Annotated in this window: 19 protein-coding genes; 6 read left to right on the forward strand and 13 right to left on the reverse strand. The window is 73.3% G+C overall.

Annotation, left to right across the window (positions count from 1 at the left end; translation table 11 throughout):
- Window positions 1–96 precede the first annotated feature (96 nt).
- Window positions 97–1,122 (reverse strand): LCP family protein, encoded by a 1,026-nt coding sequence (locus ACFUO4_RS12290; protein WP_383483112.1) that lies wholly within the window; start codon window positions 1,120–1,122, stop codon window positions 97–99.
- Window positions 1,123–1,225: 103 nt separating this feature from the next.
- Window positions 1,226–1,624 carry a rodlin gene (locus tag ACFUO4_RS12295; protein WP_079311371.1) on the reverse strand — a complete coding sequence of 133 codons (399 nt, stop codon included), beginning with the start codon at window positions 1,622–1,624 and terminating at the stop codon, window positions 1,226–1,228.
- Between the two features lie 261 nt (window positions 1,625–1,885).
- On the opposite strand from ACFUO4_RS12295, the gene ACFUO4_RS12300 reads away from it, so the two are divergent.
- From ACFUO4_RS12300 to ACFUO4_RS12310, 3 genes are all read left to right on the forward strand, one after another.
- Complete coding sequence (locus ACFUO4_RS12300; RefSeq protein WP_079311372.1) at window positions 1,886–2,287, forward strand: rodlin; 402 nt, start codon at window positions 1,886–1,888, stop codon at window positions 2,285–2,287.
- A 247-nt stretch (window positions 2,288–2,534) separates the two neighbouring features.
- On the forward strand, window positions 2,535–2,762 hold the full coding sequence (chpD, locus tag ACFUO4_RS12305) for a chaplin ChpD (protein WP_079311373.1): 228 nt from the start codon (window positions 2,535–2,537) through the stop codon (window positions 2,760–2,762).
- 107 nt (window positions 2,763–2,869) lie between these two features.
- Window positions 2,870–3,736, forward strand: coding sequence for a chaplin (locus tag ACFUO4_RS12310; RefSeq protein ID WP_383483117.1), 867 nt, complete (start codon window positions 2,870–2,872; stop codon window positions 3,734–3,736).
- A gap of 56 nt (window positions 3,737–3,792) precedes the next feature.
- Here the strand turns inward: ACFUO4_RS12310 and ACFUO4_RS12315 are convergent, their stop codons facing one another.
- Together ACFUO4_RS12315 and ACFUO4_RS12320 are read right to left on the reverse strand one after the other, a co-directional pair.
- Entirely contained in the window at window positions 3,793–5,046 is a 1,254-nt protein-coding gene (locus tag ACFUO4_RS12315) for an NAD(P)-binding domain-containing protein (RefSeq protein ID WP_383483120.1), read from the reverse strand.
- Complete coding sequence (locus ACFUO4_RS12320; RefSeq protein WP_383483123.1) at window positions 5,046–6,320, reverse strand: ATP-grasp domain-containing protein; 1,275 nt, start codon at window positions 6,318–6,320, stop codon at window positions 5,046–5,048. The genes ACFUO4_RS12315 and ACFUO4_RS12320 overlap by 1 nt, the downstream gene beginning before the upstream one ends.
- 150 nt (window positions 6,321–6,470) lie before the next feature.
- On the opposite strand from ACFUO4_RS12320, the gene ACFUO4_RS12325 reads away from it, so the two are divergent.
- Entirely contained in the window at window positions 6,471–7,736 is a 1,266-nt protein-coding gene (locus tag ACFUO4_RS12325) for a glycoside hydrolase family 26 protein (protein ID WP_383483126.1), read from the forward strand.
- 30 nt (window positions 7,737–7,766) lie between these two features.
- On the opposite strand, the gene ACFUO4_RS12330 is transcribed toward ACFUO4_RS12325, so the two are convergent.
- Genes ACFUO4_RS12330 through ACFUO4_RS12370 form a run of 9 tightly spaced genes read right to left on the reverse strand, consistent with a single transcriptional unit; the run spans window position 7,767 to window position 18,190 of the window.
- Window positions 7,767–8,858, reverse strand: coding sequence for a GNAT family N-acetyltransferase (locus ACFUO4_RS12330; RefSeq protein WP_383483129.1), 1,092 nt, complete (start codon window positions 8,856–8,858; stop codon window positions 7,767–7,769).
- Entirely contained in the window at window positions 8,855–9,508 is a 654-nt protein-coding gene (locus tag ACFUO4_RS12335) for a lipopolysaccharide biosynthesis protein (RefSeq protein ID WP_383483132.1), read from the reverse strand. The genes ACFUO4_RS12330 and ACFUO4_RS12335 overlap by 4 nt, the downstream gene beginning before the upstream one ends.
- Window positions 9,505–10,650 carry a glycosyltransferase gene (locus ACFUO4_RS12340; protein WP_383483135.1) on the reverse strand — a complete coding sequence of 382 codons (1,146 nt, stop codon included), beginning with the start codon at window positions 10,648–10,650 and terminating at the stop codon, window positions 9,505–9,507. The genes ACFUO4_RS12335 and ACFUO4_RS12340 overlap by 4 nt, the downstream gene beginning before the upstream one ends.
- 1 nt (window position 10,651) lies before the next feature.
- The gene (locus tag ACFUO4_RS12345; RefSeq protein WP_383483137.1) at window positions 10,652–11,392 is read right to left on the reverse strand and encodes a polysaccharide deacetylase family protein; all 741 of its coding nucleotides are present in this window, start codon (window positions 11,390–11,392) and stop codon (window positions 10,652–10,654) included.
- Window positions 11,376–13,133 (reverse strand): murein biosynthesis integral membrane protein MurJ, encoded by a 1,758-nt coding sequence (gene murJ, locus ACFUO4_RS12350; protein WP_383483140.1) that lies wholly within the window; start codon window positions 13,131–13,133, stop codon window positions 11,376–11,378. The genes ACFUO4_RS12345 and murJ overlap by 17 nt, the downstream gene beginning before the upstream one ends.
- Window positions 13,130–14,464, reverse strand: coding sequence for an O-antigen ligase family protein (locus tag ACFUO4_RS12355; RefSeq protein WP_383483143.1), 1,335 nt, complete (start codon window positions 14,462–14,464; stop codon window positions 13,130–13,132). The genes murJ and ACFUO4_RS12355 overlap by 4 nt, the downstream gene beginning before the upstream one ends.
- A gap of 1 nt (window position 14,465) precedes the next feature.
- Window positions 14,466–15,890 (reverse strand): sugar transferase, encoded by a 1,425-nt coding sequence (locus ACFUO4_RS12360; RefSeq protein WP_383483146.1) that lies wholly within the window; start codon window positions 15,888–15,890, stop codon window positions 14,466–14,468.
- Window positions 15,887–17,056: a glycosyltransferase gene (locus tag ACFUO4_RS12365; RefSeq protein ID WP_383483149.1), complete on the reverse strand. Its 1,170-nt coding sequence runs from the start codon at window positions 17,054–17,056 to the stop codon at window positions 15,887–15,889. Before ACFUO4_RS12365 ends, ACFUO4_RS12360 begins: the two co-directional genes overlap by 4 nt.
- A 51-nt stretch (window positions 17,057–17,107) precedes the next feature.
- The gene (locus ACFUO4_RS12370) at window positions 17,108–18,190 is read right to left on the reverse strand and encodes a DUF3344 domain-containing protein (RefSeq protein ID WP_383483153.1); all 1,083 of its coding nucleotides are present in this window, start codon (window positions 18,188–18,190) and stop codon (window positions 17,108–17,110) included.
- Between the two features lie 290 nt (window positions 18,191–18,480).
- Between ACFUO4_RS12370 and ACFUO4_RS12375 the strand changes: the two genes are divergently transcribed.
- Window positions 18,481–18,720 (forward strand): chaplin, encoded by a 240-nt coding sequence (locus tag ACFUO4_RS12375; protein WP_194076112.1) that lies wholly within the window; start codon window positions 18,481–18,483, stop codon window positions 18,718–18,720.
- 240 nt (window positions 18,721–18,960) lie between these two features.
- Complete coding sequence (locus ACFUO4_RS12380) at window positions 18,961–19,740, forward strand: hypothetical protein (RefSeq protein WP_383483157.1); 780 nt, start codon at window positions 18,961–18,963, stop codon at window positions 19,738–19,740.
- The last annotated feature ends 5 nt before the right edge of the window (window positions 19,741–19,745 follow it).

The raw sequence follows: 19,745 nt of genomic DNA on the forward strand, positions 1-19,745 counted from the left end.
CGTGATCGTCAACGGCCGCACCCCGGCCGGGGTTGCGCTCTTTGCCCCGATTGGCCCAGCGCGTGTCCGGGTCGCCCGGGCGCCCCCGTCGCGCACTCATGTGCAGGCGAACCGGCTGCCCCGCACCGGGGCGTAACCCATCAGGCTGGGCGGGTCCTTGGGCTTGGGATCGGCGTCGGCCTTCAGCAGCGGCCGGTCGGCGCGCAGCTTGGCGAACATCGCGTCCGCCCGCTTGCGGTCCCAGGCCAGCGTCGAGCCGATGCCCGGCTTGGTCGGGTTGAACCCGGCGATCGGCACGGTCGTGAACTCCAGGGCCCGCGCGGGCACCTTGTCCAGGGCTGCCGCCAGCTCCACCAGCTCGCCCGCGGCGAATCCCTGCTCGACCTTCCCGGACCCGAGCAGCGTGTCCACCACCCGCGCCATGCCCACCGGGTCGGTCAGCGCCTTCTTGGCCTTCAGCCCGCGCAGGGCGTTCACCAGGAACCGCTGCTGGCGCTGGATGCGCCCGAGGTCGGCACTGCGGTCGACGTGCCGGGAGCGCACGTACTGCAACGCGGGCCCGCCCTTCAGACGGTGTTTACCGGGCTTGAGGTGCAGCTTCGTCGCCGAGTCCTTCAGCGTCCGCGCGGTGCACACCTCCACCCCGCCGACCTTGTTCACGGAGTCGATGAAACGCCGGAAGTCCACCTGGACGAACCGGTCGATCCGCACCCCGGTCATCGACTCGACCGTGTTCACGGTGAGCGCGGGACCGCCCTCGGCGTACGCGCCGTTGATCTTCGAGGGGTGCGAGGCGTGCTCCTTTCCGCTGTCGGAGTCGCGGTACGGCGGGATGTCCGCGTAGGAGTCACGCGGCATGCTCACCACGCTGACCCGGTCCCGGCGCGCGGAGACGTGCACCAGCATCAGGACGTCGGTGCAGTTGCAGGCGATGCCGCCGGCGTGGAACTTGCGCTTCTCGGCGGCGGTGATGGTGTCCCGGCTGTCCGTGCCCATCAGCACGATGTTGAGGGGGCGGGGGGCCTGCCGCTCGGGGAAGGCGGTACTGCCGAGCAGGGTCGAGCCGGCAGCGAGGACGAGTACGGGGATGGCCAGGGAAGAAAGGGTTCTCTTCGTCGTCACGCGACGCACGCTAAAACAGCGGGCCGCCGGGAAACCGGCGGCCCGCTGACGGGGGCTCAGATTGCAGCCCCAAGGCTCAGAGAACGGAGCCCCTGAGGACGGCTCAGTGGTTGTCCTTGCCGTTGCCCGCCAGGACGGAGATGTCGTCCAGGATGTGCGACAGCGGCTCGTCGCCCTTGGCCTGCGTGGAGTTCTCGACACACTGCTGGTTCTGCGGGGCCGACAGGATCGGCACGTCCTGCAGAACGCCGACGGCGCCGAGGCCGATGAGACCCTGGAGGTTCGCCTTGGCCGGCAGGCCGATGCAGGGCTTGTTGAACGAGCCCTGGATGAGGGCCATCTGCGGGCTCATGTTGCCGTACGTGGCCGAGTTGCCGAACGACTGGTGCGCACCGTTGCCACTGGCGGAGGTGGTGCCGTCGTTCCCGATGGCCATGGCGGGGGAGGCGACACCGACGACGGAAGCGGCGACCGCGGCGGAAGCCAGAACCTTCTTGATCACTTGCTAGTCCCTTCTGAAGAAACCCCGTCCACCGGAGCGCACTGGTCAACTGGCCGGGACCCGCTTGGTTCCTGGCATTCACTCCGATGGCCCACAAAGGAAGCGGGCGAACCCGATATCGGGGCGGGCGGACCTTTCCGTGAATTCGCTGTGCGTACGCGGCCCGATCGGGTGAAGCGTCGAAACCATTCCCCGTCCAGGGGGTTGATGCGGAGGCAGGAGCATGCGTCGTGGTGATGCACGCCAGGAAAGGAAACCCAAATGCTGAAGAAGGCAATGGCCGCTGCGGCGGTCGCCGCCTCCGTCGTCGGTGCGGCCTCCCCGGCCATGGCCATCGGGAACGACGGCACCACCTCGGCCAGCGGCAACGAGGCCCACTCGAAGTTCGGCAACTCGATCACCAAGGGCAACATGAGCCCGCAGGCCACGCTGGTGCAGGGCACCGCCAACAAGCTCTGCCTCGGGGTGCCGGTGAAGGCCAACGCCCAGGCCATCCTCGGTATCATCGCCGCCGTCGGTGTGGCCCAGGACGTGCCGATCCTGTCGGCCCCGCAGAACCAGCAGTGCGCCGACAACTCCACCCAGGCCAAGGGTGACGAGCCGGTGTCGCACATCCTGGACGACATCTCCGTCCTGGCGGGCAACGGCACGGGCAACCACTGATCCCTCCGCTCGACAGAGCACGGATCTGAAGGCTCGGGCCGCCCGAATTCCCCGCGGGCTGCCCGGGCCTTTTTCCGCCACTCAGGCGAACCGTTTCTCCTCATATGGGGGGCCGGTGTCAATTCTGTGAAGGCGTTCGAGTGAATTACTAGGCGCCACACGTTCCGTAGTTTCCCTGGATGTCTATCCCTCGTTTACAGCCTGCAGGTCACGTCATTGGGGCATGACCGCAGAGAAGGGATAGCTCATGAAGAAGACCGCTGCTGTCGTCGCGGGCGCGATCATGGCTCTGGGTATGGCCGCTCCCGCATTCGCCGACGCGGGCGCCGAGGGTGCCGCCATCGGTTCGCCGGGCGTTCTGTCGGGCAACGTGGTCCAGGTCCCGATCCACGTGCCGATCAACGTGTGCGGCAACTCGATCGACATCATCGGCCTGCTGAACCCGGCGTTCGGCAACGTCTGCATCAACAAGTGACGTCGTAACGCATCGGCCGCTCCGGCTATGTGACAGCCGGCCTTGGACTGCTTCCTTGCCTTCCAAGGCCGGCTTTTCCCACTTCTTCAAGCAGGAAGACAACGAGATTGCGACAGACCCTGAGTAGGGGAATGGTCGCGGCGGCCGCCGCGACAAGCATTCTGTCCCTGTGCGGCAGCAGCCCCGCCCACGCCGACTCGGACGCGAGCGGGGCGACCAAGGGTTCACCCGGAGTCCTGTCCGGCAACAACGTCCAGGTCCCGGTCGACGCACCGGTGAACGCCTGCGGCAACTCGGTCGACGCCGTCGCCCTGTTGAACCCCGCGTTCGGCAACTCCTGTGCCAACGGCTCGGGTTCGCCCAGAGGCGGGTCGTACGGGGAGCCGTACGGCGACGACTCCGGCTACGGTTCCGGGCACCACAGGACCGGCTCCGGTTCCTCGACGCACGGCCGCGCCGAGGGCTCGCCCGGCGTGGGCTCCGGCAACCACGCCGGTGCGCCGGTCGACGTGCCGGTGAACGCGTGCGGGAACACCGCGGACGTCATCAGCGGGCTCAACCCCGCGTTCGGCGACGACTGCGGCAGCGGTGGCTACGGCGACGAGCACACGGCCCCGCCGTACGGCGGGGAGGACACGCCCACGCCGACGCCGACCCTGCCCGGCTACGGTGACACGCCCACGCCCACGCCTACGCCGACACCGACTGGCCCCCCCGGCCCCCCTGGCCACCCGACGCCGACTCCGACGCCGACCCAGCCCGGCCACGGTGACCATCCGTCGCCCACGCCGACGCCGACGTCCCCCGGCACCGGTGGCCAGCCCTCGTCCCCCGGGCACCAGGGACCGCCACCCCAGCTCCCCGACACCGGCAGCAGCAGCGAGGCCCTGCTCGCCGCGTCCGGTGCCAGCGCCGCCCTGATCGCGGCCGGGGCCGTCCTGTACCGCCGGGGCAGGAACGCGTCCCACCGCTGACGCGCCGGGTGCCGGACCCCGCGTCCGGCACCCGCGCCCCCCTCACCGCTGCCCCGTCACCGCCGCGCAGTCGCCGGTGCCCCGCGTCGGCCCGGTGCCGGGATCCGGGGCGGGCCCGTCCGCAGCCGGCGCCGTACCCCTCGTACGAGTGCGGCGGCCGTGTAGGTCGCGCCGTACACGAAGCGCATGGCCGGGCCGAAGGCGGAGGCCGTGGTCAGGCCGGCCAGGAACAGGCCCGGGTGGGAAGGGGACTCGAAGTCCCGGGTGACCTCCGGCGAGCCGTCGGCGGCCGTGGCCAGAGCGGTGCGCAGGTCGGCGGGGAGAAGGGTGAGGCGGTCCGTGGTCGCCTTGAAACCCGTGGCGGCGATGACGTGCTCGGTCTCCAGGGTGTGCGAGGAGCCCGTGCCGTCCGTCAGGTCCAGGCGCAGTCCGCCCGGCACCGCCCGCGCCGCCGCCACCTCGTGGCCCAGCCGCACCTCCACCGCCGGTTCGAACCGGTCCCGTACCCACCACGCGCCCGCAGGGCCCAGCGCCGTCGCCGCCACCCGCGCCCGGGTCGGCTCCGGGAGGCTGCGGAAGAGGCCGGGGCGCTCGGCGTAGAACCAGTTCCGCCAGCCGCAGCCCAGGCCGCTGAGCGGGGAGCGGGCCGACCGCCACCACGGGCGCTCCCACGGCGGGGGCACGTCGTTCCAGCGCAGCTCACCGGCGCGGGCCAGCACCCGTACCCGCGTGCCCTGTTCGGCGAGGAGTGCCGCCGTCTCCAGTGCCGCCTGACCGCCGCCGACCACGGTGACGTCCCGTCCGCGGAAGCGGCCGAGGTCGCTGTGGTGGCTGCTGTGCGTCACGAGGGAGGCGTCCAGGCCGGTGAGGGAGGCGGGGATCTCGACGAACGGCATGACGCCGACCGCGAGGGCGACCGTACGGGCGGCCACCACCTCCCCGTCGTCCGTCACCGCCTCGAAGCCGCCCGCGCAGCGGACCACCCGGGTCACCGTCCGCTCGTCCACCTCGGGGACGGCGGTGCGGGCGAACCACAGGCCGTACCCGGCGAACACCTCCACCGGGATCGGCTCGCCGTGCCGGACCGCCAGGCCCTGCTCGGCGCAGTAGACGTCGAGGCGCCTGCGGCGCTCGGGGTCGGAGAGATGGGACGCCCACGGCTCCGACTTCAGGAACATCCCGCGGGGCATGTGGTCGCGCCAGGACGCCATGGGCCGCCCGAAGACACCCACCCGCAGTCCGGCGGCCGCGGCGTGGGACGCGATCGACAGGCCGTACGGCCCCGCGCCCACCACCAGCAGGTCGTACATCAGCGGCTGCTCGCTTTCTCGTCGTCCGTCAGGTCGGTCAGGTCCGGCGCGGAGCCCTGACGCACCACCCGCGCGCCCGCCCGTTCGCCGGGCGGCGCACACAGCCCGCGCAACCGCTGGAGGACCCGCCGGGACACGTGCCGGGCCCACCATCCCCACATCGCCAGCCCCGGCCCCCGGTCGTCCGCGGCGTACCAGGCCGGCTCCCGGCCGTCGGGCGCCCGGCGCAGGGCGGTCAGCGGGGCGTAGTTCTCCACGACGAACTCCCGCCCGGCCCGCGGCACCCCGTCCGGCAGCGGACGGTGTGTCAGGTCCAGGTGCAGGGCGCGTACGACGTCCAGCTCGGCGGTGTCGCAGAACAGCCGGAACTGGGCGCCCGGGCGGGGGTTGAAGTCGAGGAGGTGCGGGTGGCCGTCGGGGCCGCGGCGGAAGTCGAGGTCGAAGATGCCGCGGTAGCCCAGTTCGGCGGTGAGGCGTTGGGCGAGCTCCTGCACGACCGGGTCCGGCGTCCAGCGGCCCACCGCCGTCAACCCGGCGCCGCGCGGCCAGGACTGCAGCTTGACGCCGGCCCCGCCGCCGCGGACGGTGCCCGAGCGGTCGGCGTACCCGTGGCAGAAGCGGTCGCCGTCGGGCTCCGGCGGCAGGAACGCCTGGAGCAGCAGCCGGCTGCCCGCCTCCGCGGAGCGCCGGTACAGCTCGCCCGCCTCGTGCGCGGAACGCAGCAGGACCGTGCTGCGCAGGCTGCTGCCGGCCGGCAGCAGCCAGGGGCGGCTCCACTTCGCCACCACCGGCAGCCCGAGGTGCCAGGCGGCGGCAGCGGCGTCGGCGGGGCTGTCCGGGATCAGCGTGAGCGGGTGCGGCACGTCCACGGACGCGCACAGCGCGGCCAGTTCCGCCTTGTCGGCGACCCGTTCGGCCAGCGGACCCGGCGTCGCGGGCAGCAGATAGGAGGGCGCCAGCTCCGCCCGCAGCCGGCTGACCGCGACCGCGCTCGCGTCGTCCATCGGGATCAGCACCGCGGGGCGCGCGATCCGGGCGGCGATCCGGCGCAGGGCGACGGCGATGTCGGCGGCGGACGCGCCCGGTGGCGGCGGGGGATGCATCTGCCGTGCAAAACGGGATCGGGACACCGGACTTCCGGTGGAATCCGCGATCACATGCACCTCCACTCCGGCCCGGCCGAGCGAGCGCACGGCTCCCAGCGTTCCGTGGTGAAAGGGATTCCGGTCGATCCGCAGCAGAACGGCGGGGACGCGGGTGTCGAACAGCGACACGGATTCAATTCCTTCGGTCGTTTCACCCGTGCGGGCGAGCGGGCCACCCGAAAGCCGTAAGCACGGTGGCGTCGTTCATATTCATATGACTGAGTGTCAGGTAACGCGTTTCACCTGTCCCCAGAGCGCGAGAGTGAGAAAGGAGCAGGCATGGACTCACAGCAGCGAAGGGCCCGGACCGGTCGGCTGGCGTTCATCGCGGTGGCGACCGCCGCGTCCGCCGCCCTGGCCGTGGGGCCCGGATTCGCCGCGGGGGTGGAGGCCGCCGATCCGCCCGCTCCCACGCCCGCCGTGCCCGCGGTCCCGGCGGAACCGTCCCCGGCCGCCGACCCCGTGAGCGAACCCGCCGCCAAGCCGGCCACCGAGGTGCCCGCCTTCGGCGCCTACCTCGACTACGGCCCGCGCGGAGTGGCCCGGATGGCCGAGCTCAGCCGCTGGCTGGGCGGCACCGAGCTGCGCGTCGGCCACACCTATCTGCCCGGCGACCGCTGGAGCAACATCGAGGGCGCCCCCGGCTTCCTCGACGTGTGGGCGGACTGGCGCAACGAGAAGAACGACCGCATGTTCGTCCTCAACGTCCCCATGCTGGAGCGCAACGAGGGCCACGTCTCCGACACCGAGGTGCGGCTGCTGCTGCGCCGGGGCGCGGCGGGGCAGTTCGACCATCACTTCCGCCGCCTCGCCGAGCGGCTGGTCGAGCTGAACGTGCCGGACACGGTGATCGTGCTCGGCTGGGAGATGAACGGCATCACGTACACCCATCGCTGCGGGCCGGACCCGGAGGCCTGGAAGAAGTACTGGAACAGGATCGTCACCACCATGCGTTCGGTGCCGGGCCAGAAATTCCGCTTCGATTTCACGCCCAGCCGGGGCCGGGACGCGATTGCCTGGACGCAGTGTTATCCGGGCGACGACACGGTCGACATCATCGGCATGGACTCGTACGACCAGCCGGAAGGACTCTCGTTCGACCAGCAGGTGAAAGAGCCCTACGGACTTCAGGAGCACGTGGAATTCGCCAAATCCCACGGCAAGGCAATTTCCTATCCTGAATGGGGACTCTTCCGCAACGGTGACAACGCCGAATACATGCGGCGCATGCTCGCGTGGATGGACGAGCACAAGCCGCTGTACAACACGCTGACCGACTACTGCCCGCACGGCGTCTGGCAGTGCGAGGACAACCCGAAGGCGTCCGACGTCTACCGCTCGATCCTCTTCGGCCGCACTCCCGAGGACCCGACGACGGAACCCACGCCGGTCGACCCGACGCCCGAGCCGACCCCGGACCCGACTCCCGACCCCACCCCGACCACCCCGCCCAACTGTTCGCCGATGGACTTGGGCGAATGGGTGGAGTACTGGATCGGCGGGAAGCTGTGCATGCGCTTCGACTGGTGGTCGCGCAGCCGGTGACGGAAGGCACTCCAGGTGGCGGCGGGTCGTTCACGATCCGCCGCCACCGCCGCGTTCCCGCCACCGGCGCAGCACCTCCTTGCCGTGCCGGCGGGCCGCGGCGTCGCCCAGCGCGGCCGCCAGCAGCGGGGCGGTGTGCCGGCGGGCCAGCAGCAGCCGCTGGTTGGCGACCGGTTCGGGCTTCCAGTGGTGTTTGTACGGCTCGTTGCCGCGCAGCAGGCTCAGCGTGCCGTGGGCATGCCCGGTGCACGCGTCCAGCAGCATCACCGCCACGTCCGCCTTGCGCTCCCTGAGGCACGGATGGGCGCCGTACAGATAGCCGCCCGTCAGTCGCCGCGACAGCAGGGTCAGGTCGACGGCCACCACGTCGTCGTCCAGCCGGAACTCGGTGACGACCGCGTCCCCTTGCGCCACCATCGGCCCGACCGAGCGCACCAGATGGTCACGGAACCGGGGCCGCAGGTGCTCGCTCGTCACCTTCCGCCCCTGCCACTGGAGCTGGTGCAGTTCCAGCAGCCGGCGCAGCGCCTTGTCGACCTCGTCCGGCTCGACGACGTGCCGTTCGACGCCGAGCGAGGTCAGCTTGCGCAGCTTGGCGCGCACCCGCTGCTGGGCCTTCGCGGACGGCAGCCGGGCGACGAGTTCGTCCATGGGGACGGCGGGCAGCTCCAGGCACAGCGAGTCGCCGACCCGGCGCCGGGGACCCGGCCAGTGGTCGTAGAGCCGCTCGGCCGCGCCGCCCGGGCGCACCTCGCGCAGGTCGACCAGCGCGGTGCGGGCCGCCGCCGCGAGCCCGCCGGCCAGCGCGGCCACCGCCTCCTCGCCCCGCTCGTCGTCCAGCAGGACGTCCCCGTAGTCGGAGATCGCCCCGCCCAGCGGCACGAGCGACGGCACCGGGCGGTGGACGCGCATCAGGGGCGCGGCGGCCACCAGGTCGTCGTGGTCGCGTACGACGAGGACGCGCAGCCGGCCGCGACGGCCGTAGGAGAGCCACCAGGAGTGCAGCCAGGCGTGGCTCTGGAACGGGGTCGCGGCGGAGCAGCGGCGGTACAGGCGGGTCCAGTCGGGGGCGAGGGCGGCGAAGACGGTGTCGTCGGTGACGAGGTCCGTCGTGTACGTCACAGCTGGCCGTGGGCGTCGGCGGCGACGGCCGGGCCGGGCACCGAGGCCGGGCGGCCCGGCTCCTCGGTGGTGCGGCGCGGCCGGACCAGCAGTACCAGGCCGCCCAGCAGCCCGCCGGCGCTTGCCCCGACCAGTCCGGTCAGTGCGGGGGAGGCCGAGGAGGGCTCGGTGGGCTTGGTGGCGCGGGCGAACTGCTGGAGCTCGACGTTGGTGGCCGACTCGGTGTTGTCGGCGTGCCGGGTCAGGGCGCGGGCCACCGCGTTGGCCATGTCGGCGGCGAGGTCCGGGCGGGCGGAGGTCGCCGTGATCGCCACCATCGGCGCGTCCGGCGAGGTCGCCGTCTGCACACTGGACTTCAGCGTCTTCACGGGCACGCCCGCCCACACCTGCGCGTCCCCGAGCACCGCCAGCTGGGTGGCGACCCGGCCGTAGGCCTGCGCGAAGCCGAGCGCGGAGGCCGAGTCGGACTTCTCGGTGGGGACGGCGATGACATAGCTGGTCGCCGTGTAGGCGGGCGTCTTGGCGAGGCCGTACACGCCGCCGAGCAGGCCGCCCGCGACGGCGCCGGCCGCGAGCAGGGACCAGGCGGGGAGCGTCTTGGCGCGGGTGAGGACCGCCGGGCGGCGCGGTCCGGTGGGGTTCTCGGTCATGAGGAACTGACTCCCTGGGGTGACGGGGACGAGGAGGATGCGGCCGCGTAGACGTCCATCAGCTGGGCGGCGCTGCGGGTGATGCAGTAGTGGTGGGCGGCTTCGGGGGCGGTGCGCGGGCGCGGGCCCTCGGCGCGGGCCGTGACGAGAGCGCGGGCGAACTCCTCGGTGCCGCCCCGGACCTGGCGGGCGAGGGCGGCCGCCTCGGCGGGCAGGTCCTCGATCGCCGGGCAGGAGCTGTAGAGCACCGGCAGCCCGGACGCCAGCGCCTCGACGACCGCGAGGCCGAACGCCTCCTCCGGCGACGGCGAGGCGAGGACGTCCATCGCCCAGGTGAGGGACGGCAGGTCGGGGCCGGGGGTGCCGTCGGGGACGTAGGGCCGTTCGCCGGTGAACAGGACCCGGTCGGCGACGCCGGCCTCGTGGGCGGTGCGCCGCAGGACGCTCTCCTCCGGGCCGCCGCCGACCAGCAGCAGCCAGCAGTTGTCCGGCAGTCGGGCGAGGGCGTGGATGAGGGTGCCGAACCGCTTGCCCGCGGTCAGGCGTCCGATGCCGCCGATGACGTACGCCTCCTCGGGCAGGCCCAGGCGGCGGCGGGTGTGGAGGCGCTGGAGGGGGTCGAAGCGGAAGCGGGTCAGGTCGATGCCGTTGGGGACGACCTCGATGCGGGGGGCGGGCACGCCCCAGTTCCGCAGGCGCTGGGCGACCGTGGGGGAGACGGCGACGGTGGCGCGGCCGAGGCGCTCGCTGGCCAGGTAGAGACCGCGGACGCCGGCGGTGAGGCGGCGGCCCTCCATCTGGGAGTCGCCCAGGGAGTGTTCGGTGGCGACGACCGCGCGGACCCCGGCGAGCCGGGCGGCGAGCCGGCCGTAGACGCAGGCCCGGTACAGGTGGGTGTGGACGAGGTCGTAGCCGCCGGAACGGATCAGCCGCACCAGCCGGGGCAGCGCGGCCAGGTCACGGTTGCCGGCCATGCCGAGGTGCGTCACCCGCACCCCGTCGGCGACCAGGCCGTCGGCGACCGCGCCCGGGTTGGTGAGCGTCACGACGTCGCAGTCGACCGGCAGGTGCCGCAGCAGCAGCCGCAGTTGCTGCTCGGCGCCGCCGATGCCGAGGCCGGTGATGACGTGGAGTGCCTTCACCTCAGATCCCCTCGACGGGGCGGCGCCGCAGTCGGTGCAGCCGGTGCTTGAGGAAGAGGCGTACGGCGGTGTCGTTCTGCCCGATGTGGACGCGGGGGAGGGCCAGGCGGCTGTCGACGGGGCCGGGGTCGATGGCGCAGGCGTACGCGTATCCGGCCTCGGAGACGGCGTCGACGGCCCGCTGGTCGATCGTGCCGTACGGGTAGCAGAAGCCGTCGACGGGGGCGCCGGTCAGTTCCTCCAGGGCGGCCCGGCTCTCCACCACCTCCGCCTTGAGACGCAGGTCGTCGACCGCGGTCAGGTCGACGTGGGTGAGGCCGTGCGAGCCGATCTCGATGCCGGCCCGCGCCACCTCGCGGATGCCGTCGGCGGTGAGCAGCGGCTTGCGCGGGCCCAGCGGGTCCCAGGCGTTGTCGCCGCCGAGCCGGCCGGGCAGCACGAAGACGGTGGCGCCGAAGCCGTGCCGCTTCAGGGCGGGCAGGGCGGCGGTGACGAAGTCGGCGTACCCGTCGTCGAAGGTGAGCGCGACCAGGCCGGTGCGGTCGGGCGCCGCCAGCAGGTCGGCCACGGAGACGCCCCGCAGGCCGCGCCGGGCGAGCCAGGTCAGCTGAAGGTCGAGACGGTCCGGGGTGACCGTGATGCGGTACGGGTCGTCGGAGCAGTCGCCGACCGAGTGGTACATCGCGATCCAGGGAGCGGTGCGGGCTCCGGCGGGAGCGGCGGGATCAACGGGTGCGGCCATGTGCGAGCCTCCGCGTGAGGGTGCGTACGGATCGGAGTGCGGGTACGACGCCCTGGGCGTCCAGCGCCCAGGCGAGGAGAAGGAACACGGCGACCGCGGTCGTGCCGGCCACGGCGAGCCCGGGCACGGCCGCCGGCACCTGTTCGGCGACGAACGTCCCGGCCACGGTCGCGATCACCGCGGCCCGTACCGGCTTGCTCAGCTCGCCCAGCACCCGCCGGACCGGGATCGGCACACTGCGCGGCCCCATCCCGGCGAGCAGCACCACAGCCGTCACGGTGATGCCGGAGGCGTTGGCCGCGGCGATGCCCAGCACGCCCCACGGCCCCACCGTCCAGGCGCCGATCCAGGAGGTGGCGACGATGCCGGTGGCCATCGCGGCGACCGGGTACCAGCTGGGGCGGGCCGCGGAGAAGTACGAGCGCACGAGCACGCCGGTCAGGGTCTGACCGAGCAGCCCGAGGGCGTACACCCGCATGACGTCCGCGGTCGCGGCGGTGTCCCGGGCGGTGAACGCCCCGCGCTGGAAGAGGAGTTCGACGATCTGCGGGGCGCAGGCGATGACCACGGACGCGCCGAGCAGCAGCATGCAGGTGGCCAGCGCCAGATCCCGCTCCACCCGGTTGCGGGCCCGCTCGACGTCACCGTCGGCCAGCGCCCGCGCGACCACCGGGAAGGTGACCGTGCACAGCATCATCGACAGCGTCATCGGGATCTGGGCGACCTTCTGCGCGTAGTTCAGGTGCGAGATGGCCCCGGCGTCGAGCGTGGAGGCGAGGAACCGTTCGATGAGGGTCTGCGACTGCCGGCACAGCGCGAAGAGCAGGACGGTGGCGACGAGCGCCCCGGTGACGGCAGGCTCGGCGGACTCGGCCGACGGCTCCTCGACGGCGGGCGCCTTGCGCCGCAACTCCCGGATGAACGACGGCAGTTGTACGACGACCATCAGTGCGCCGCCGACGGCCACCCCAACCGCCGCCGACCGCACGCCCCACTGCCCGCCCAGGACGAACATCGCCGTGATGATGCCGGTGTTGTACGCCACGTAGATCGCGGCCGGCGCGAGGAACCTGCGGTGCGCGCGCAGGGCCGCGCTGCAGTACCCGGCGAGACCGAAGCCGAGCACGCAGACCGCGGTGAGGCGGGTGCAGTCGACGGCGAGCGCCGGGTCGGGCAGGCCGGGCGCGAGGGCCTCGACCACATAGGGGGCGGCGCCGGCGATGAGCGCGGACACGGCGACGAAGGCGAGGCAGAGCCGGGGCAGCGTACTGCCGACCAGGGCCCGCACGGGGTCGCCGACAGCGCCCTGGGCCCGCCGGGCCAGCGCCAGGCTGAACGCCGGGACCAGCGCGAAGGCCAGGCCGTCCTCGATGAGCAGGGTGGACGCGAACTCCGGGATGGTCCACGCGACGAGGAAGGCGTCCGTCTCGCTCCCGGCCCCGAACAGCCGCGCCAACGCCTGATCGCGGGCGAGGCCGAGCACGGCACCGGCGGCGGTGAGGACGGCGGTGATGAGGGTGGCCTTGGCGAGGAAGCGACGGGAGGCGGGGGCGACGTCGGTGACGTCGGCGGCCGGTACGGCGGCGCGGGCGGCCGGGAGGGCCGGGGTGCTGTCGGGACCGGGAACGGCCTGGGCGCGGGCTCGGGCACCGGCCTTCGCGCCGCCCTCGCCGCCCGTGTCGTCCTTCGCGTCCTGGGTGTCCTCGTCGCCCCTGGGCAGCCGGGAAGGCGTCACGGTCATCGCGCGGCGGCCTCCTCGGCGCGGGCGGGCACCGTCGGCGGCACCGGCAGGGGCTCCCGCGGGCCGGCCCCGGCCAGCCCCCACCACGCGGCCAGCCCGAAGCACACGGCCGTCAGCACGGTCGAGGGCCCGCCGATGTCGGCGTACACGAAGTCGGTCAACTGCCAGACCAGCAGCCCGCAGGCGACGAGCCCGCAGTCGAGCCCGGCGCCGACCCCGGCGCGACGCGCCCGCGCCAGCCCCCGCAGCCCGCACACCAGCAGCGCCAGCCAGCCACCCGCCAGCGCGAGCAGCCCGATCAGGCCCTGTTCGGCGAGGATCAGGAGGTACATGTTGTGCGGGGACAGCAGCGGCTGCCTGCGGAAGGCCGCCCCCGCGCCCTCCGTGTCGCTGCCCGCGGACAGCGCGAGCGAGGCGTGGGCGTCCCGGTGTTCGGGGAAGCCCTTCAACCCGACGCCGGTCAGCGGCCGTTCGCGCCACATGTCGACGGCCGCCGCCCACATCGTGTACCGGTCGGTGACGGACTGGTCGGGTGCGTCGGTGACCTGCGTGATGCTGTTGACGCGTTCCTGGAGCATCGCCGAGCCGACGCCGAAGCCGCCCACGAGGATCACCCCGAGCGCGGCGACCACGGCCCCCGCCTTCAGCGCCCGCCGCATCCCGGCCAGCACCAGCTGCGCCGAGCAGGTGACCACGGTCGCGATCCACGCCCCGCGGCTGAACGACAGGGCCAGCGGCACCAGCAGCACCAGCGCACAGCACGCGGCGACCGCCCGCTGCCGTACGGCGGTCGTGCCCAGCGCCAGCCCCACCGCGCAGATCAGCCCGAAGCAGACGACGGTCGCCATCCCCATCACGTCCTGCGCCCCGAAGGTGCCGACGGCGCGGATCTCCTGGCCCTGGTACGAGGCACCGGTCCCGGTCAGGAACTGGTGCACGCCGATCGCCCCCTGCCACAGCGCCAGCCCGACGAAGGACCAGGCGAGGACGCGGAAGTCACCGCGGTGCCGGACGAGGAGCAGGACGGCGGCGGGGACGAGGACGAAGATCTGGAGGTAGCGGCCCATGCCGGTGATCCCGGCACCCGGACTCGCGGCGCCGGTCGCGGCGATCGCCAGCCCGAGCACCGGCAGGCCCAGGATCACGGCGGCGGTACGGGACAGGGGGCGCCGCCGGTCCCGTACCAGCCGGATCCCGCAGTACAGCACCATCAGCGCGGAGACCGCGTCGGCCGGGCCCGCGCCGCCCTCGCCGCCCGGCCCGATCGGCAGTCCCAGCAGGGCGATCACGGCGATGGCCGGAAGCACCGGCAGCATCCGAGGCGGCCTCATCTCAGCTCCCCGTCGGGCGGACGAGTGCGGCGGCGGTGCGGGCGAGGATGCAGATGTCCTGCCACAGCGACCAGTTGTCGATGTACGCGTTGTCGAAGCGGGCCCGGTCCTCGATGGAGGTGTCGCCGCGCAGTCCGTGGATCTGGGCGAGCCCGGTGATGCCGGTGCGCATCCGGTGGCGGGCCGCGTAGCCGGGATACATCTGGCTGAACTTGCCGACGAAGTAAGGGCGTTCGGGGCGCGGTCCGACCAGGCTCATGTCGCCCCACAAGACGTTCCACAGCTGGAGCAGCTCGTCGAGGGAGGTGCGTCGCAGGAAGCGGCAGAACCACGACATCCGGCGTTCGTCGGCCACGCTCCAGCGGGTCGCCGACTCGTGCTCGTCGACGGGGCGGTGGGTGCGGAACTTCAGCAGTGTGAAGGGGCGCCCGTCCTTGCCGATGCGCTCCTGCCGGAAGACCACGCCGGGCCCGTCGGTGAGCCGCAGCACCACCGCGCACACCAGCAGCAACGGGCTGACCAGGAGCAACAGGGTCCCGGCGACCACCACGTCGAGGAGCCGCTTGCCGACGCTGCCGGGCCGCCGTCCGCCCATGTCGAGACGCCGGCAGGCGTATCCGGCGAGCTGGTCGCGGGAGGCGTACGAGGGGGAGTCCGCGTCGACCTCCCACACCGCGCAGCCCGACTCGGCGAGCGCCCGCAGCAGGGGCCCATGCTGGGTCCGTACCGAGGGGTGCACGACCAGGACGTCCCGGACGCCGTTCTGGATGAGCGCCCGCTCGACCTCCTCGCCGGTGGTCAGCACGGGCAGGCCGTCGCTGCCGTCGGGCTGCTCGGCCACCACACCCACCGGCCGCACTCCGCAGCGCGGGTGGCGCAGCAGCCCGGCGGCCACGCGCTGCGCGGTCGCGGCGGGGCCGACGACGAGGGCCGCGCGCGGCCGGTCGCGCAGGGCCGTGCGGCGCCGCCAGTGCACGGTGCCGCGGGTCGCGCAGGCCGCTGCCGTCTGGAGCAGGAAACCGGCGGCGAGGGTGGTGAAGGACAGGGCGTACTGCGGGGTGTGGGCGGCGATCAGGGCGCCGAGCGCCAGCCAGGCGACCGCGACCCGGCCGCACACGGCGGGCAGTTCGTCGAGGACGCCCGGCACCGCGTACGGCGTCTGCGGGCGCAGCAGCATCGACGCGGCGACGAGCAGGGCCGCGAGCAGCGGCTGGTGCGCGGTGCCGGTGAGGGCGAGGGTGCCCAGCAGGGCGGCGGCCAGGTCCGCGGCGAGCAGCGGCACGGGAGAGGCGGGCCGGGGCTGCGGGCGGCGGTGCGGGAACCGGAAACCGCCGGTGACGCCGCGCGACGCGAGGACCGCGACGGGCGAGAACCCGGGGTCGTGCGGCTGCCCGCCGGGCGAGGGGAGCGTGCTTTCCGCGGTCACGAGTGGATCGACTCCCTGTACTCGGAGGGCATGACGCGACCTGTCGTACCGAGCAGTTCGCGGTACAGGTCCGCCACCGCCCCGGTGGTGTGCCGCACGTCGTGCGTGGACAGGACGTGCCGGCGGCCCTGATGGCCGAGCGACTCGCACAGCAGCGGGTCGAGCAGCAGCTCGGCGACGGCCCCGGCCAGCGGCGCGGGCTGCTCGGGCGGGACGAGACAGTGCGGTACGAGACCCGGCGGCAGGCTCTCCCGGGCGCCGTCCACCTCGGTCAGCACCACCGGCCGCCCGCACGCCATCGCCTCCAGCGGGGCGAGCGCCATGCCCTCCCAGCGCGAGGGCAGGACGACCAGATCGGCGGCCTGGTACCAGGGGGCGGCGTCGGCGACGGCGCCGGCGAAGAGCACCGACTCCGGTGCCATGGCCCGCAGTCGGTCCCGGTCGGGCCCGTCGCCGACGAGCGCGAGCCGGGCCCGCGGCACCCGGTCCAGCACCGCCTCCCACGCCCGCAGCAGCACGTCCTGCCCCTTCTGCCGGCACAGCCGCCCCACACACACGACGAGCGGGGCGGCGGGATCGACATCGGGCAGGAGGGCGGCGCGTACGGTGCCCACGGCGGCCGGGTGGAAGCGGGCGGGGTCGATCCCGTTGGGGACGACGCTCCAGGGGGCGGCGATCCCGGCGCGTACGCCGGTCGCGCGCTCCGCCTCGCTCACACACAACACCCGGGAGGCCCAACGCGCCCCCCAACGCTCCCACTTCAGGGCGAGCGCCGCGGTGGTCCCGCCGACCGCCTCGAACGACCATGCGTGCGGCTGGAACACGGTCGGGATCCGCCCGCGCACCGCGAGCCGGCCGGCGAGACCGGCCTTCGCGCTGTGCGCGTGCACCAGTTCGGGCCGTACCTCTTCGACCACCCGTGCGAGGCGCCGTACCTCACCCGGCAGCGACGGCCCCGGGGACCGTGTCGCGGCCCAGTGCCGTACGTCGGCGCCCAGCGCCCGCAGCCCCTGCGCGAAGTCCCCGTCCGGACAGGCCACCGAGACCTGGAGACCGGCCGTGAGCTGGGCCCTCACCAGGTCCGTCACGACCCGGGCGACCCCGCCGTCCACGGGCTGCGTAAGGTGCAGGACCCGTGGCCGAGGGTCGGTTGCTGACTGGTGCATTGCGCGGTTTCCTCGCTCACGGATGGCACTCGGGACGGGCGGGAACGCGCCTCAACTGCGGGCGTCGACGGCGACGAAGAGCGCGCCGGCCCACGCCGCGTCCCGCTGGGAAACGAGCCGGAAGGCCAGCTGGTCACCACCGGGCCGCAGAGCCGTCCCGAGATCGAACACATCGGAGTCGTAACCGAGGGTGTTCGCGTACGACGGGACGCGCGTCGCCGGCCGCTCGCCGGGCTCGCTGATCGTCGAATTCAGCACGTCGGCAACGGGGTTGGCGGAGTCGGCCAGCACGACGGGGGCCCGGCGGTCGGCCGAGAGGGTGAGGCTGTCGCCCGTTCGGCCGCGGTCACCGTCGTAGGCGACGAGTCCCACCCGGCCGGACGCACCCTCGGGGAAGCGCAGACCGCTCGGCGCGAGGTCCTGACCGGACGTCAGCGTGTCGAAGCCGTCCCAGAGGGCCAGATGCCGCAGCGGCTCCGCCGCTTTCTCGTACGCCACCACCAGCGTCCAGCCGCCCCACGCGCCGGCCCTCGACTTCCCCATGGCCACGTTGAGCTGCGCCACCGTGTAGAGCCCCGAACCGCTCTCCCGCACCAGCTTCGTGACGTCCGCCGAGGCCTGGTAGGCGTCCGCGCCCTGGGCCACCCGGTGGCCGACCAGGGTGTCGGCGAGGACCTCCTTGTACTGGCCGCCGGGCTCGGCGATCAGCACCCGCCCGTTGTCCGCGGGCGGCTTCTGCTCGCCGACGCGCAGGTTGCCGCCCCAGTACAGGCGCGCGTACGTGGCCCGGGCGCCCTCGGGCAGACGGACCTCGGCGCGGGAGGAGTTGTAGGTGTTCGGGTCGGTGTCGACGTCGACGTAGAACATGTCGAGGTCGCCGTTGACCGCCGTGCCGCCCTCCCGGACCGCCGGGCACGAGGGCTGGGCCGCGGTCGCCCGGCAGCTGATGGCGGCGTTGGCCGCGCGGACGATCCCGCCGTGCTGGAGCGCCCGGTACCGCTCGGTGAACGGCAGGCGTGCGGCCTCCGGGGAGGGCGGGGCCGCCGCGAGGGCGCCGCCCGGTGCCCAGACGGAGACGAGGACGAGGGCTCCCACCGTCGCTCGGCGCAGCAGCGGACGCAGGGATTGGCGCATGACCGGGGTGGCCCTTCCGGGAGGTTGCGGGGCACGGGTGGCACGCCCGGGTCGTGGTGCCAGGGCGTCAGATGAGTGCGATTTGCTGGCTATAAGGGTGCGTCGGGAGGTCCGCAACTCTAGCCGCTATGCGTATTAATCCGGAGAAACCAGACAAGTGTGTCGGAATGGTGAAGTCGGGCCGATCTGGAGATCACCCCATTGGCGGCACAACCCCCGCGCGCGCCACGCGTTGACACAGCGCCGGGCATCCGCCCGGGTGTTTGTGTCAACCCAAGGAGCACCTCTCCATGTCGCGTATCGCGAAGGGCCTGGTCCTTACCTCCGCTGCTGTCGCGGCCGTCGCCGGCGGTGCCGGCATCGCCGCCGCCGACGCCGGCGCGCAGGGCGCGGCCGCCCACTCCCCGGGCGTCCTGTCGGGCAACGTCGTCCAGGTTCCGGTCCACGTTCCGGTCAACGTCTGCGGTAACACCGTGAACATCATCGGTCTGCTGAACCCCGCCTTCGGCAACGAGTGCGTCAACGACTGACGTCCGCTCGGACCCCTTCGCCGGCCGTCCTCCTGTGGTTCCCCCTCAGGAGGGCGGCCGGTTTTTCGTTGCCCCAAATGGGGGGTCGGCGGACCGACATGGCGAGCGGGGCTTGACAGGGCGTCTCACCAGGGACGACACGCGACCCGGACGGTCACCCCCCGCGTTCCCTCGGTTGCAGGGTGTGGCGAGCGCTTTCACGGTGGGCTCAAGATCCGCCCCCACCGAAAGGGAATCTCCATGCGTGCTCTGCCCGCACTGCGTCTCGCCTCCACCGCCGTCACCGCCGCCCTGCTGTTCGCGATCACCGCGCCCGCCGCGGTGGCGGCCGACCACGAGTCGAAGCGCGAGCGCGTCGAATCGGCGGCCAAGGCACCCCTCCCCGGCGCGGACGCGCTCCTCGCCCAGGTCCAGACCCTCGGCAACCTCGGGTCCCTGCTCGCCCCGGTCACCGATCTGCTCAACACCGTGCTCAAGGCCGACGACGGCCAGGTCTCGCCCGAGCAGGCCACCCAGCTCCTGGACGCGGTGAAGGCGGCCATCGCCAAGATCACCGCGGCGGCACCGGTCCCGGTCCCGGAGACCCCGGTGACGCCGACGACCCCGACGGCCACCACGGCCCCCACCACCCCGCCGGCCACCGCCACGCCGACCACCCCGGCCGTGACCGCCCCGGTCACCGGGCTGCTCCCGCTGCCCGTGACCAAGAGCGGCGACGACTCCAAGGCGCCGTCCGCAGACGCCGTCGGCGACGCGCTCGCCGCCCTGCAGCAGGCGGTCAGCGACCTGCTCGCGGCGGCCACCGGCGGCGACCCCACCAAGGTGATCCCGGCCGCGACCGCGGTCGTGAGCAAGCTGCTCAACGCCGTCCTCGCGCTCCTGCTGGCCGGCGGCCTCCCGCTGCCGTTGCCAGTACCGCTCCCGGTGGACACCGGTGCCGCGACCGGCGCGGTCGGCGGCGCGACCGACACGGTGGGCGGAGTGACCGGCGGGCTGCCGGTGCCGCTGCCCGTCTCCTGAGCCAT

Origin of the sequence: Streptomyces sp. NPDC057280 (assembly GCF_042668605.1) — a bacterium.
GTDB lineage: Bacteria > Actinomycetota > Actinomycetes > Streptomycetales > Streptomycetaceae > Streptomyces.